Origin of the sequence: Mesorhizobium sp. NZP2298 (assembly GCF_013170825.1) — a bacterium.
GTDB lineage: Bacteria > Pseudomonadota > Alphaproteobacteria > Rhizobiales > Rhizobiaceae > Mesorhizobium.
In genome coordinates, this window is record NZ_CP033365.1 from 415,972 (window position 1) to 429,624 (window position 13,653).

The window sequence follows — 13,653 nt, forward strand, 5'->3', positions numbered from 1 at the left end:
GGGCACCTACACCGGCTATCTGCAACGGCCAAGATGGGTGGATTGCAGTCGCCGACCTGCATGGCGATGGACCATGCTTGGCGCGCGCCCCTATAGAGCCGGCCCCAATCGAACGGCGCTTCCATCATAGAAGCGCGACAGCCGGAAGCGGCTGAGATCATGCCCAGTCTCGTTTCCCTGTATCATGTCGGAAACGACGCGACCGATTCCTGGCCCGATACCGAACCCGTGACCACTCATGCCGGTCGCGACGAAAAGACCGCCGACCGCCTCCACGCGATCGACGACAGGGACGACATCGGGCATGGCGTCGATCATGCCTCCCCAGCCCGCCTTTAGCCGAAGCGTTTCGAACTGTGGAAAGAGGTGTTTGAAATTGCGTTCTACCGAACGGAGACCGGAGCGTTCGGCGGCTGGGTTGAGCACCCGCATGCTTTCGAAGGGGCTGCGGGAATCCGGTGCCCAGTCGCGCGGCGTCGACCAGCTGTCGGGGTAGCCTGACGGAGCGAACGGAAAGTAACGCGTTCCGAACGGATTGGCCATGAGGGCCGGAAGATACTTGGTGGCGTGCCGGAACGCGTCGGGCCCAACGTAAAGCAAATTACTGCCTCCCGGGGCGAGCGTGTATCCGCCATCCTGTCTGCGCCTGAACGCGATGTGGTCGTCCGCCGCCGCCCCGGAATAGATTTCGGGCAGGGGTTCCGTTGCGGCCACGGTTACCCTGACGCTGAGCTGAGGGACGGACACGCCGTGTCTTGCCAGGAGCAGGGATGACCAGGCGCCGCCCGCGACCAGCACGCTGGAGGTCTCAATGTACCCCGCCTCGGTCCACACTCCCTTGATCCTGCCCGCCGAGATTTCGAGGGTCCGCACTGCGCAATTCTCTACGATCCTGGCGCCTTTTCGGGCGGCAAGCCGAGCAAGCGCGGGCACCGCCAACCAAGGTTCCGCGCGCATGTCGGAGGGCGTCGTCATCGCACCCTTGAACCTGCGCGACATGCCCTTGATGAGTTTTGCGGTTTCGTCCGCGTCGAGGAGGCGTGTGTCGAGTTCATGGATCGCGGCGATCTTCATGAATTCTTCGAAGCCGGCCATTTTCTTGTCCGAGCTTGCCAGGTAGGTCACACCTGTCTGGTTCAGACCGATGTCTTCGCCGCATTCCTCAGCCAGCTGCCGCCATAGGCGAGACGCCTCGATAACAATCGGCAGTTCACCCGCGTCTCGCCCCTGCTTTCGAATCCAGCCCCAATTTCGGGAGGACTGCTCGGCCGCAACGCGTCCTTTTTCCAGCAGCGTCACCGGAATGTTGCGCTGCGCAAGGAAAAGAGCGGTCGTTACGCCAATGATACCGCCGCCAACAATGACCACATCCGATGTCTTCGGCGGCGGACCAGCATGTCGGATTGGATCCGCTTCGGAGAACGGGAATATGGGCAAGTGGCGCATCCTGGGAGGAATGATCGATGGCTCTGGTTTACTGGTTGCCACCCTCCCAAAGCCAAATCAAGAGCAGACGCAGGCAGACCATTATCCCACGACACGGCAATCGATCGTCCGGCGCCGTCCGCAAGGGCCGGCCTCACGGGACGATTGGGGCTATCTCCTACGCCGGCGCACCGGCGACCGAGCCCCGCACCACCAGATCGACCGGCCAGACCTCGCCGCGGGCGCCCTCTTCCAGGCCCGATATCCGGGCCGCCAGGCGCTCGGCGACGCGCTCGCCGGCGAGACGGATGGATGAGCGCGTCGTCGACAACGGTACGGAAAAATTTTCCGGCTTCAGCCAGGGGAAGACATCGTCATGGGCGATCAGCGAGACATCGCCGGGAATGGTGAGGCCGAGGTCGCGCACCGCGCGCACGACGCCCAGCGCCATGATCAGGCTTGAGCAAGCGATCGCCGTCGGCGCATCGCTCGCCTCAAGCAATCGCCTGGTGGCGCGATAGCCGTTTTCTTCGGTCATGGCCACCGAGCAGACGTGGCGCTCGCCGAGGGTCAGCCCGCTCGCGGCGAGCGCCCGGCGCACGCCACGCTCGCGATGGATGGCAAAGGTCTCGCGGTCGTCGCCATTGATCAGCGCCAGCCGCCGATGGCCGAGCTGGACCAGCAACCGCGCCGCCTCGTGGAAGGCGCCCTCATTATCGATGTCGAGATAGGGATAGTCGAAATCGAGGCCCTCGCTGCGGCCGTGGACCAGGTAGGGGATGCCGAGCGTGCTGACCAGCGCCACCCGGTTGTCCTGTGGCCTGGGCGACGAGATATAGACGGCATCGACCTGCCGGTTGGCGACGATGCGCCGGTAAGTGGTCTCCTGGTCGTCGGCATCGGCCGGCGACAGCACAAGATCAAGCTCATGCGAGCGGGCATAGTCGCCGAGGCCGGACAGGAACTCGACGAAATGCGGATCGATGTCGACGGCCGCACCCGTCGGCAGGACATAACCGATCATGCCGGACTTGCCGGTCGCCAGCCGGCGCGCGCTCGGGTTGGGGCGGTAGCCATGGCGCTTGGCGGCGTCCATCACGCGCCGGCGCGTTTCCTCGTTGACCTCCGGGTAGCCATTCAGCGCTCGGCTTACCGTGGTCTGCGAAAGCGCCAGCATATGCGCGAGCTGCTTGAGGTTCACAACGGCCTCCATTCCCTCAAAGCGCTTTTAAATTGAATCGACCCAAGCGCCACAGGGCCGCGAGGGCATCGACACAACCATAAGCGGGGTCGGGACCGGTTTGAAACAGAAAATTGCTGCTGCGCTGCCAAAAAGCATGCTGCGGTGCACTTTTTGACGCCAGAATCGGCGAGATTAAATCGATTAGCTAACCAAACCTCTTGACTTCCGATCGATTCAGTGGCGAGATCAGGAAAGCCAAAGCGCTTTGGAAGACTCTTCGAAAGGTTGCGGTTCCCTTGCGACTGAGTCACAGTCCTGCGGCGTCGGCGGGCGGAATGGAGGTTCCGTCCGGTGTGTGTGACCCACTGGGAGGGAATACCGATGAAGAAAATGCTTTTGCTGGGTGCTGCGTTTGCCACGCTCGCCCTGAACGCGCCCGCGCATGCCGAACTGAAGTTCAAGCCGGGCGAGGACAAGCGTTTCAACTGGGCAAATTACGAAGACCTGAAGAAAGTCGATCTCAAGGGCGAGACCCTGACCATCTTCGGGCCGTGGCGCGGCGAGGACGAGGCGCTTGCCCGTTCGGTGCTCGATTATTTTGCCGAAGCGACCGGCGCCGAGGTGAAGTACTCCTCTTCCGAGAACTATGAGCAGCAGATCGTCATCGACACGCAGGCCGGCAGTCCGCCAAACATCGCCATCCTGCCACAGCCGGGCCTGATCCAGGACCTTGCTTCCAAGGGTGTCCTGACCCCGCTGGGCGACGACGTCGCCGCATGGATCAAGGAGAACTACGCCGCAGGCGACTCCTGGGCAAAGCTCGGCACCTATAATGGCAAGGACGGCAAGCCGGGCTTCTATGCCTTTCCCTACAAGATCGACGTGAAGGGGCTGGTCTGGTACTCGCCCGACAATTTCGACGAAGCCGGCTACAAGGTACCGAAGACGCAGGAGGAACTGGCCGAGCTCGAAAAGAAGATTATCGCCGACGGCGGCAAGCCCTGGTGCATCGGGCTTGGCTCGGGCGGTGCGACCGGATGGCCGGCGACCGACTGGGTCGAGGACATCATGCTTAGGACGCAGCCGCCGGAAGTCTACGACAAGTGGGTCAAGAACGAGATCCCGTTCACCGATCCGGCGGTGGTCAACGCCATCGACATCTTCGGCAAGATCGCCACCGACGACAAGATGGTGGATGGCGGCGCCAAGGCAGTGGCCGCGACCGACTTCCGCGACAGCCCGAAGGGCCTCTTTATCGTGCCGCCGAAGTGCTACATGCACCATCAGGCGTCGTTCATCCCCTCCTTCTTCCCTGAGGGCGTGAAGCTCGGCCAGGATGCGGATTTCTTCAACTATCCGCCTTACGCCTCCAAGCCGGAACTCGGCACGCCGCTGGAAGTGGCCGGAACATTGGTCATGATCACCAAGGATTCCAAGGCATCGCGCGAGTTCATCAAGTTCCTCGAAATGCCGCTCGCGCATGAATTGTGGATGGCGCAGAAGAGCTTCGTCACGCCCTTCAAGGGTGCCAACAAGGACGCCTATGGCAGCGATGCGCTGAAAAAGCAGGGCGAGATCCTGGTCGGAGCGACGACGGTTCGCTTCGATGGTTCCGACCTGATGCCCGGCAAGATCGGCGCCGGCTCATTCTGGACCGGCATGATCGATCTGGTCGGTGGCAAATCCGCCCAGGACGTGGCCGCCGACATCCAGAAGAGCTGGGACGCGATCAAGTGACCAGCCCGGGCAAGTGACCAGCCCGGGCAGGTGACCAGCCCGGCTTCGGGTGCAATCCAGACTTTCCTGATCCTCATACCGAATCCGGGCCTCCGGCCCGGATTCACCGGCAGCACATGCCGGAAGCCTTTCGCGTTCGATTGTTCCGAATAACGAAATCGGTGCATCCAATCGCCAGCACTGCCTGGCCGATCATGCGCAGGGAGAGGGACCATGGCGGCTCAGATTTTCTCGGCCATATTTGTCATCATCATCGGCGTCGGCGGCTGTGTCGCTTATTTCTGGGGCGCCAACAAACTGCTCGACCTGACCTTCCCCTCGCGCGGGGTTTCCGGCACGGCCGCCGTCAACAATCTGCGCCGGCAGGGCCTGATACGGCCATGGCTGTTCGTCGGCCCGGCGCTGATCATTCTCACCATCTACCTGATCTACCCCGTGATCGCGACACTGTGGCTCTCCTTCCTCGACCGCGGCGGCGAGAACTTCGTCGGCTTCGCCAACTACGAGTGGGCGCTTCGCGATCAGGATCTGCGAAACTCGATCCTGAACAACATCCTGTGGCTGGCCGTGGTGCCCGCCGCCTGCACTTTCCTCGGGCTGATCATTGCCGTGCTCACCGACAAGATCTGGTGGGGCACGATTGCCAAGAGCCTGATCTTCCTGCCGCTGGCCATCTCCTTCGTCGGCGCCAGCGTGATCTGGAAGTTCATTTACGAATATCGCGGCGAGGGCCAGGTGCAGATCGGCCTGCTCAACGCCATCATCCAGCATTTCGGCGGCCAGCCGCAGGTGTGGATATCGCTGCCGTTCTGGAACAATTTCTTCCTGATGATCATCCTGATCTGGATCCAGACCGGTTTTGCCATGGTCATCCTGTCCTCGGCGCTGCGCGGCATTCCGGAGGAGACGCTGGAGGCCGCCGTCATCGACGGTGCCAACCCGTTCCAGATCTTCTGGAAGATCATGGTGCCGCAGATCTGGGGCACGATCGCGGTTGTCTGGACCACCATCACCATCCTGGTGCTCAAGGTGTTCGACATCGTGCTGACCATGACCAACGGCCAGTGGAACAGCCAGGTCCTGGCCAATCTGATGTTCGACTGGATGTTCCGCGGCGGCGGCGATTTCGGCCGTGGCGCGACAATAGCCATTATCATCATGATCGCGGTCATCCCGATCATGGTCTGGAACATCCGCCAGGCGAACAAAGAGACGGGAGGGCACTGAAATGGCCGTCGCGACCGGAAATTCCTTCGCCAGCCGTTTCGGCGTCCATATAGCGGTGCTGGTCTTCGTGGCGATCTGGACCATTCCGACACTCGGCATCCTGGTCTCGTCGCTGCGCGACAAGGACCAGATCGTTGCCTCCGGCTGGTGGAATTCATTCGCCAGTTCCAGCCAGACCGAGGCCGGGCGCCTGCCGCCCGCCTCGGCGCAGGCCCAGAAGGACGGCAAGTTCGTCCTCGAGGGCAACATTTTCGGCGACGGCGCCAGGCGCAGCATCAGCGCCTTCGGCGTCAAGGCGGCGGCACCGACACAGTATCCGGTCGGCACATCGGCAGACTTGGGTGACGGCGTGACCTTGCAGGTCAATGCCGACGGCAGCTTCGTCATGGCCTCGCCCGAGGCGTTCGAAGGCGATCGTGGCCAGCGCGTCTACTATGCCTCTTCGGCACCGCCGAAATTCACCACCGACAACTACCAGACCGTGCTGTTTTCGGAAGGCATCGGCCGCTCGTTCATGAATTCGCTGACCGTCACCATCCCGGCGACCGTCATTCCGATCCTGATCGCCGCCTTTGCCGCCTACGCGCTGGCCTGGATGCGTTTTCCTGGCCGTGCGCTGCTGATAGCGGTCATCATCGGCCTCCTGGTGGTGCCGCTGCAGATGTCCCTGATCCCGCTGTTGAAACTCTACAACGGCGTCGGCACTTTCTTCGGCGTGCCGTCGAAGACCTATCTCGGCATCTGGCTGGCGCATACCGGCTTCGGCCTGCCCTTCGCCATATATCTGCTGCGCAGCTATATTGCCGGCCTGCCGCGCGAGATCATGGAATCGGCCCGCATCGACGGTGCCAGCGATTTCGAGATCTTCGTCAAGATCGTGCTGCCGCTGTCCTTCCCGGTGCTGGCCTCCTTCGCCATCTTCCAATTCCTGTGGGTATGGAACGATCTGCTGGTGGCGATGGTTTTCCTCGGTACGGCACCCGACCAGATCGTATTGACAGCCAAGCTCAATGCGCTGCTCGGCTCTCGCGGCGGCAACTGGGAGATTCTGACGACATCGGCTTTCATCACCATCATCGTGCCGCTGATCGTCTTCTTCTCGTTGCAGCGCTATTTCGTCCGCGGGCTGCTTGCCGGCTCTGTGAAAGGAGGCTGAAACCATGCAATCCGCTTTGAAGGCCAGCTCGAAGCCTGACCTTGCCGTCGATCGCGACTGGTGGCGAGGGGCTGTGATCTACCAGATCTATCCGCGCAGCTACCAGGATTCGAACGGCGACGGGATCGGCGACCTCAGGGGCATTATCGGGCGGCTGCCCTATATCGCCGCTCTCGGCGCTGACGCCATCTGGATCTCGCCCTTCTTCAAATCGCCGATGAAGGATTTCGGCTACGACGTCTCGGACTATTGCGACGTCGACCCGATGTTCGGCACGCTGGCCGATTTCGATGCACTCACAGCGGAAGCGCATCGGCTGGGCCTCAAGGTGATGATCGACGAAGTGCTGTCGCATACCGCCGACAGCCATCCCTGGTTCAAGGAAAGCCGGTCGAGCCGCACCAATCCGAAGGCGGACTGGTATGTCTGGGCGGACGCCAGGCCGGACGGCACACCGCCCAACAACTGGCTGTCGATCTTCGGCGGATCGGCGTGGCAGTGGGACACCAGCCGCCAGCAATATTACCTGCACAATTTCCTTGCCGAACAGCCCGACCTCAACTTCCACAACCGCGAAGTCCAGGACGCGCTGCTCGACGTCACCCGCTTCTGGCTGGAACGCGGCGTCGACGGCTTCCGCCTCGACACGATCAATTTCTACTTCCACAGCCAGGGCCTGGAAAACAATCCGCCGCTGCCGCCTGAACAGCGCAACGACCAGACAGCACCAGCGGTCAATCCCTACAACTACCAGGACCATCTTTACGACAAGAGCCGTCCGGAAAACCTAGGCTTCCTCGAACGCTTCCGCGCCTTGCTCGATGAATATCCGGCGACCGCCGCGGTCGGTGAAGTCGGCGATTCGCAGCGCGGTCTGGAAGTCGTGGCCGCCTATACCGCCGGCGGCAAGCGCGTGCACATGTGCTATTCCTTCGACTTCCTGGCGCCGGAAAAGATCAGCGCGGCCAAGGTCCGCTCGGTGCTGGAAGCCTTCGGCAAGGTCGCCAGCGACGGCTGGTCGTGCTGGGCGTTTTCCAACCATGACGTGATGCGCCCGGCCTCGCGTTGGGCTGCCGATGAGGCCGACCCGACCGCCTATCTCAAGGTCATCTCGGCATTGCTGATGTCGCTGCGCGGCTCGGTCTGCATCTATCAGGGTGAGGAGCTCGGGCTCGGCGAGGCCGAATTGCGCTTCGAGGATTTGCAAGACCCCTATGGCATCCGCTTCTGGCCGGAATTCAAGGGCCGCGACGGCTGCCGCACGCCCATGGTGTGGGATGGCAGCGCCAAGAATGGCGGTTTTTCCCAGGCAAAGCCGTGGCTGCCGGTGCCGGCAAAACATCTGGCGCAGGCGGTCAATGTGCAGCAGGGCGACCAGGCTTCGCTGCTCGAACACTACCGGCGCTTCCTCACCTTCCGCCGTGCCCATCCGGCGCTGGCCAAGGGCGATATCACCTTCATCGAAAGCGAAGGCGACACCGTCGCGTTCACGCGTCGGGCGGGCAATGAGCAAGTCGTCTGCGTCTTCAACCTCGGCGCCAAACCGGCCAAGGTTGACCTTGGCGGCCCATCACTGCAACCTTTGCCGGGACACGGGTTTTCCGGACAGGCGAGCACCGGTTCGATCGAACTGGGCGGTTATGGCGCCTGGTTCGGGCGCATCGACTGAATCTTTTTTGAGCGATCACTGGGAGGAAACCAATGGCCGATGTCAATTTGAGACAAGTGAAGAAGTCCTACGGCAATCTCAACATTCTCCACGGCATCGACCTCGATATCAAATCGGGCGAGTTCATCGTCTTCGTCGGTCCATCGGGCTGCGGCAAGTCGACCTTGCTGCGTTCGATCGCCGGGCTCGAGGAAATCACTTCGGGTGAGCTCAAGATCGACGGCGAGGTGGTCAACGACGTGCCGCCGTCGAAGCGCGGCATCGCCATGGTGTTCCAGTCCTATGCGCTCTATCCGCACATGACCGTCTACGACAACATGGCGTTCTCGATGAAGATCGGCAAGGAGAACAAGGCCGAGATCGACCGCCGCGTGCGTCAGGCGGCGGAAATCCTGCAACTGACCAAGTATCTCGACCGGCTGCCCAAGGCGATGTCGGGTGGGCAGCGCCAGCGCGTCGCCATCGGCCGCGCCATTGTGCGCAATCCGAAAGTGTTCCTGTTCGACGAGCCGCTCTCCAACCTTGACGCCGCACTGCGCGTCGCCACGCGCATCGAGATCGCCAAGCTCAAGGAATCGATGCCCAACACGACCATGATCTACGTCACCCACGACCAGGTCGAGGCGATGACGCTGGCCGATCGCATCGTCGTGCTCAAGGACGGGCACATCGAACAGGTCGGCACGCCGATGGATCTCTACAAGAAGCCCGGCAATCTGTTCGTCGCCCAGTTCATCGGCTCGCCGGCCATGAACATCCTGCCGGCGACGATCGACAAATCAGGCAGCCCGACCGTCGTCAGCCATGTCGGCGGGCGCAAGGCTACGGTGCCGATCACGACGCCGGCCTCGGCGAAGGGTACGGCTGTAAGCTTCGGCGTGCGGCCGGAGGACCTGATCATCGCCACCGGCGCGGATTATCTGTTCGAGGGAACGGTCGATTACGTCGAGCAGCTCGGCGAGGTTCAACTGGTCTATGTCGACATCGGCCGCGCCGACCTGCCTCTGGTGACCAAGCTGCCGGGCAATGTCGAGGTCAAGCGCGGCTCGACGCTGCGGCTGACAGCCAATGCCGAGGACTTGCATATCTTCGACACGGACGGGCGGTCCTTCGCGCTGCATGAAGCGGAAGCAAAGGCGGCTTAAGAGGCCTGTCTGGACAGCAAAAAAAGAGCGGCGGGCAAGGCCCGCCACTCTTTTTTAGGATCGACTTTGGCTGTTAGTGGCCGAAGAGATTCCGGTCAGCGCCCTGGGGTGCCGACTTCTGCGCGTCGCCCGACGAATTGAGCAGCTTATAGACGGGCGAATCGCCGTTGCGGATCGAAGCCGTACGTGAGTTGTCGACCGAAGTCGCGGCAGGCTGGTTGGCGCCATTGGAGCCGTAGTTGTCGCTGCCGGCGAAAGCGCTGCCGGAGAGAGCCAGAACGGCGGCGGCAGCAATGATGATCTTGTTCATTTCAAGTCTCCTGAATTTCAAGTTTCAACGGGGCGGCAGGCGGGCCCGCCACCCCGGAGAATCGGCTGTTAGTGGCCGAAGAGATTGCGGTCGGCACCCTGGACGGGTGTCTGGGCAGCCGGTTCCGACTTCTTGATCGAAGCGGTGTAAGAGCTGTCGGTCGAAGTAACAGCGGGCTGGTTGGCGCCATTGGAGCCATAGTTGTCGCTGCCGGCGAAGGCGCTGCCGGAGATAGCCAGGACGGCGGCGGCAGCAAGGATGATCTTCTTCATTTCAAGTCTCCTGAATTCTTCGAGTTCCGCCAAGGCGGCGAGCCGAGCCCACCGCCTGCTGGAAATCGACTGTTAGTTGTTGCCGAAGAGGTTGCGATCGGCACCCGTGACAGGCGCCTGAGCAGCCGGCTCCGACTTCTTGGTCGAAGCGGTATACGAACCGTCGACGGCAGCAGTGGCTGCAGGTGCATTCGAACCATAGTGATCGCTACCAGCGAAGGCGCTGCCGGAAATGGCCAGAAGGGCGGCGGCAGTGAGAACAATCTTTTTCATTTTTGGTACTCCAGTATTTTTCCGTCCGTCTAGCGGCGTGTCTTGGGATTAAAATCGCGTCGTTCGGACAGCCCCGATGTGGGAAAGCCAGGCGGCCGTTTCCAATCACGAAGTTGTTCCGTGTGGACCAAGAGTCCACCACTTGAAATTGTACCAAAGCCTTCCGGATCAAACATTTTTCTTTTTGATATCAATCGATTAGATAAAATCGGCAACGCGATCACCTGAGGTATCGGAGGCTCAGCGTTCACACCCTGCTGTACGCACCGTCAACAGAAACGAACCGTTCGGTTCGATTTTAGAATCTGCTAATAGTCACTTTTCGAAACCGTTAACCTTTCTTGCTTCGATTCCGGGGCGATTTCGATAGCCGGCACCGTCGTCACCGAGACGCGTTTCGTGGCCGTTGTTCCCGGCCCGCTCGCTGCGCAAGCGTGTCGCGGCACATGGATGCGATGTCGCTTTCATGCCGATGTGGCATGCGCTGTCGTGATTAGATCATGGCCATCTCGGGTGCCGCTTCGTGACGACGGGGCGGAGAATTGGGAAGCCGGTCAAAGTCCGGCGCTGCCCCCGCAACGGTGGTGGAGTTCAAGTCGCAACGGGAGACCACTGGGCGAAAGCCTGGGAAGGTGTAGCGACCGTCCGAAAGGACACTCCAGAGCCCGGAAACCAGCCCGAGATTTTTGAACTCGACTGATCGCGGTGGGCGGTCAAGAGGTGGATAGTGCATGACCGGCGCTTCGCCGGGACTGCATCCGATCCTTCCTCCATCACCACCATAGTCAGTCCTTAAACACGAGGACAGGACATGGATGTGCGCAACGATATGCTGAGGCTCCTGGACAGCCGCAGAGAGGGTTTCTCGCTCGAGCAGCCCTTCTACACCGACCCGGACTATTTCAAGCTCGACATGGAGCTGATCTGGTACCGCGACTGGCTTTTCATCGGCCATGATTGCGAATTGCCCAAGCCCGGCAGCTTCATCACCGTACAGGTCGGCGACTACCCGGTCGTGCTGGTGCGCGATCAGCAGGGCAAGATCAACGCCTTCCACAATTCCTGCCGCCATCGCGGAAGCCGGGTCTGCAACACGGACAAGGGCACGGCCGCCAAACTTGTCTGTCCCTATCACCAGTGGACCTATGAGCTCGACGGTCGCCTGCTGTTTGCCCGCCAGATGGCCGACGGTTTCGACAAGAGCCAGTTCGGGCTGAAGCCGGTCGCCTGCGAAAGCGTTGCCGGCTACATCTTCATCTGCCTGGCGAAGGAGCCAGCCGACTTCGCGCCGATGCGGGCGATGATCGAACCCTATCTCAAGCCGCACCGGCTCAGCGAGGCAAAGATCGCCTTCGAGAGCACCATCGTCGAAAAGGGCAATTGGAAGCTCGTCTGGGAAAACAACCGAGAGTGCTATCACTGCGCGGGCAATCATCCGGAGCTGTGCAAAACCTTCCCGGAAGCACCGACCGTGACCGGCGTGCAAGGCGCCGACAGCGATCCGGAGATGCTGGCGCACTGGGCCAAATGCGAAGCGGTCGGCCTGCCGAGCAAGTTCCGCATCGACCCGGCGGGGCAATACCGAGCCACGCGGGCGCCGCTGCTGCGCGATGCGGTCAGCTACACGATGAACGGCAAGCGGGCGGTGAGGAAGAACCTCTCCGACAGCGTCTCGGCCGACCGTATCGGCACATTGATGCACTATCACTACCCGACGACCTGGAACCATATCCTCATCGACCATGCCGTCACCTTCCGCGTGCTGCCGATCAGCGCCACCGAAACCGCCGTGACGACCAAGTGGCTGGTGCACAAGGATGCGGTCGAGGGCGTCGACTACGATCTTGCCGAGCTCACCCATGTGTGGACCGAGACCAACGATCAGGACCGCCGCATCGTCGAGGAAAACGCCCTCGGCATCCTGTCGCCGGCCTATGAGCCCGGCCCCTATTCGGAGCTGCATGAGGGCGGCGTGATCCAGTTCGTCGACTGGTACGCCCGCTTCATCGGCCCGCGCCTCGCCGAAGGCGGCCGGCCGGCGCTGCGCAGCGTCGCCTGAGAGGTTGAGGGATGAATGCGATGACCGACCTTGGCCTCTATCGCCATCTCGATCAGATGGCGCCCTGGAACGACAGGCTGCAGGTGCTGGAAGTGATCGGCGTCAGCGACGAGGCGCCTGACGTCAAGACCTTCACGTTCCGATCCGACAACCAGACCTGGTTCCGCTACAAGCCGGGCCAGTTCGTGACGCTGGAGCTACCTGTACCGGACGGGCCGCTGATGCGCACCTATACGCTGTCCTCCTCTCCGTCGCGGCCCTTCTCTATCGCGGTCACGGTGAAGGCGCAGGCCGGCAGCATCGGCACGCGATGGATGTTCGATCACCTGACACCCGGTTCGCACGTCAAGGCCTATGGGCCGAGCGGCGACTTTTCGCTGCACAGCCATCCGGCGGCCAAATACCTGTTCATCTCGGCCGGGTCCGGCGTGACGCCGATGATGTCGATGCTGCGCTGGCTGAACGACTGCGCGCCATGGACCGATGTCGGCTTCGTCAATTGCGCGCGTCGCGCCGAAGAGATCATTTTCCGCAAGGAGCTTGAGCTGCTCGGCGGTCATATGCCAGGCCTGTCGCTGGGCTTCATGATCGAGGAGCGGTCAAGCCGCGAGGGCTGGTATGGCCATATGGGCCGTATCGACGCCATCCGGCTGCCATTGCTGGCGCCCGATTTCCGTGAACGCGAAATCTTCTGCTGTGGTCCGGACCCTTTCATGCGCGCCGTGCGCGGCATGCTGGAAGCCGCCGGCTTCGACATGACGAAATACCACCAGGAGAGCTTTGCCGCACCCGCGGTGGAGGAGATCCCGGCGCCGTTCGCAACGCCGGCGCAGGATGGCGTGGCCGTTCCCGCCGAGGCCGCAACGCAGATCCGCTTCGCGCTTTCGGACGTCGACGCCGAATGCGTCGCCGGCCAGACCGTGCTGCAGACGGCGCGTGCCTCTGGCGTGCGGATACCCGCGGCCTGCGAATTCGGCCTGTGCGGAACCTGCAAGGTGAAGAAAGTCTCCGGTGCCGTCGAGATGAGCCACAATGGCGGCATCCTCGATCACGAGATCGACGACGGCTTCATCCTCGCCTGCTGCTCGAAGCCGCTATCGGCTCTCGAAATCGAAGCGTGATCGGCTTGCGCTCCAACTGATCGCCAAAAGTGCCGGCACCCTGCCGGCGCCGGTTGCCTTGCCAAGAAAGAACCGA

Annotated in this window: 12 protein-coding genes and 1 riboswitch; of the genes, 7 read left to right on the top strand and 5 right to left on the bottom strand. The window is 61.9% G+C overall.

Annotated features, from left to right (window positions below; translation table 11 throughout):
• Positions 1-90: 90 nt before the first annotated feature.
• Together EB231_RS01870 and EB231_RS01875 are read right to left on the bottom strand one after the other, a co-directional pair.
• A complete protein-coding gene (locus EB231_RS01870; protein ID WP_172347344.1) occupies positions 91-1,437 on the bottom strand; it encodes an NAD(P)/FAD-dependent oxidoreductase in 1,347 nt (448 codons plus the stop codon).
• A 166-nt stretch (positions 1,438-1,603) separates the two neighbouring features.
• Positions 1,604-2,626 (bottom strand): substrate-binding domain-containing protein, encoded by a 1,023-nt coding sequence (locus tag EB231_RS01875; RefSeq protein ID WP_246740857.1) that lies wholly within the window; start codon positions 2,624-2,626, stop codon positions 1,604-1,606.
• A 363-nt stretch (positions 2,627-2,989) separates the two neighbouring features.
• On the opposite strand from EB231_RS01875, the gene EB231_RS01880 reads away from it, so the two are divergent.
• The 5 genes from EB231_RS01880 to EB231_RS01900 all read left to right on the top strand — a co-directional run bounded on the left by EB231_RS01880 (position 2,990) and on the right by EB231_RS01900 (position 9,542).
• On the top strand, positions 2,990-4,345 hold the full coding sequence (locus tag EB231_RS01880) for an ABC transporter substrate-binding protein (RefSeq protein WP_172347346.1): 1,356 nt from the start codon (positions 2,990-2,992) through the stop codon (positions 4,343-4,345).
• A 213-nt stretch (positions 4,346-4,558) separates the two neighbouring features.
• Entirely contained in the window at positions 4,559-5,572 is a 1,014-nt protein-coding gene (locus tag EB231_RS01885; protein ID WP_172347347.1) for a carbohydrate ABC transporter permease, read from the top strand.
• A gap of 1 nt (position 5,573) precedes the next feature.
• Positions 5,574-6,728 carry a carbohydrate ABC transporter permease gene (locus EB231_RS01890; protein WP_172347348.1) on the top strand — a complete coding sequence of 385 codons (1,155 nt, stop codon included), beginning with the start codon at positions 5,574-5,576 and terminating at the stop codon, positions 6,726-6,728.
• 4 nt (positions 6,729-6,732) lie between these two features.
• A complete protein-coding gene (bglA, locus tag EB231_RS01895; protein ID WP_172347349.1) occupies positions 6,733-8,397 on the top strand; it encodes a beta-galactosidase BglA in 1,665 nt (554 codons plus the stop codon).
• 32 nt (positions 8,398-8,429) lie between these two features.
• Positions 8,430-9,542 (top strand): ABC transporter ATP-binding protein, encoded by a 1,113-nt coding sequence (locus EB231_RS01900; protein ID WP_172347350.1) that lies wholly within the window; start codon positions 8,430-8,432, stop codon positions 9,540-9,542.
• A 73-nt stretch (positions 9,543-9,615) separates the two neighbouring features.
• On the opposite strand, the gene EB231_RS01905 is transcribed toward EB231_RS01900, so the two are convergent.
• The 3 genes from EB231_RS01905 to EB231_RS01915 form a co-directional block, all read right to left on the bottom strand.
• Positions 9,616-9,852: a DUF680 domain-containing protein gene (locus EB231_RS01905; protein WP_172347351.1), complete on the bottom strand. Its 237-nt coding sequence runs from the start codon at positions 9,850-9,852 to the stop codon at positions 9,616-9,618.
• 68 nt (positions 9,853-9,920) lie between these two features.
• A complete protein-coding gene (locus EB231_RS01910; protein WP_140770226.1) occupies positions 9,921-10,124 on the bottom strand; it encodes a DUF680 domain-containing protein in 204 nt (67 codons plus the stop codon).
• Positions 10,125-10,196: 72 nt separating this feature from the next.
• On the bottom strand, positions 10,197-10,397 hold the full coding sequence (locus EB231_RS01915; RefSeq protein WP_056569087.1) for a DUF680 domain-containing protein: 201 nt from the start codon (positions 10,395-10,397) through the stop codon (positions 10,197-10,199).
• A 494-nt stretch (positions 10,398-10,891) separates the two neighbouring features.
• A riboswitch (cobalamin riboswitch) is annotated at positions 10,892-11,092 on the top strand.
• A gap of 116 nt (positions 11,093-11,208) precedes the next feature.
• Between EB231_RS01915 and EB231_RS01920 the strand changes: the two genes are divergently transcribed.
• Both EB231_RS01920 and EB231_RS01925 read left to right on the top strand, forming a co-directional pair.
• Positions 11,209-12,456: an aromatic ring-hydroxylating oxygenase subunit alpha gene (locus EB231_RS01920; protein ID WP_172347352.1), complete on the top strand. Its 1,248-nt coding sequence runs from the start codon at positions 11,209-11,211 to the stop codon at positions 12,454-12,456.
• A 20-nt stretch (positions 12,457-12,476) separates the two neighbouring features.
• Positions 12,477-13,577 (top strand): hybrid-cluster NAD(P)-dependent oxidoreductase, encoded by a 1,101-nt coding sequence (locus EB231_RS01925; protein ID WP_172347353.1) that lies wholly within the window; start codon positions 12,477-12,479, stop codon positions 13,575-13,577.
• Positions 13,578-13,653 lie beyond the last annotated feature (76 nt).

Bases quoted from the DNA above. Each gene is read 5' to 3' on its own strand.
- EB231_RS01925 (WP_172347353.1), top strand. From the start codon at position 12,477: ATGACCGACCTTGGCCTCTATCGCCATCTCGATCAGATGGCGCCCTGG.
- EB231_RS01885 (WP_172347347.1), top strand. From the start codon at position 4,559: ATGGCGGCTCAGATTTTCTCGGCCATATTTGTCATCATCATCGGCGTC.
- EB231_RS01920 (WP_172347352.1), top strand. From the start codon at position 11,209: ATGGATGTGCGCAACGATATGCTGAGGCTCCTGGACAGCCGCAGAGAG.
- EB231_RS01915 (WP_056569087.1), bottom strand. From the start codon at position 10,397: ATGAAAAAGATTGTTCTCACTGCCGCCGCCCTTCTGGCCATTTCCGGC.
- EB231_RS01905 (WP_172347351.1), bottom strand. From the start codon at position 9,852: ATGAACAAGATCATCATTGCTGCCGCCGCCGTTCTGGCTCTCTCCGGC.
- bglA (WP_172347349.1), top strand. From the start codon at position 6,733: ATGCAATCCGCTTTGAAGGCCAGCTCGAAGCCTGACCTTGCCGTCGAT.
- EB231_RS01890 (WP_172347348.1), top strand. From the start codon at position 5,574: ATGGCCGTCGCGACCGGAAATTCCTTCGCCAGCCGTTTCGGCGTCCAT.
- EB231_RS01910 (WP_140770226.1), bottom strand. From the start codon at position 10,124: ATGAAGAAGATCATCCTTGCTGCCGCCGCCGTCCTGGCTATCTCCGGC.
- EB231_RS01900 (WP_172347350.1), top strand. From the start codon at position 8,430: ATGGCCGATGTCAATTTGAGACAAGTGAAGAAGTCCTACGGCAATCTC.
- EB231_RS01880 (WP_172347346.1), top strand. From the start codon at position 2,990: ATGAAGAAAATGCTTTTGCTGGGTGCTGCGTTTGCCACGCTCGCCCTG.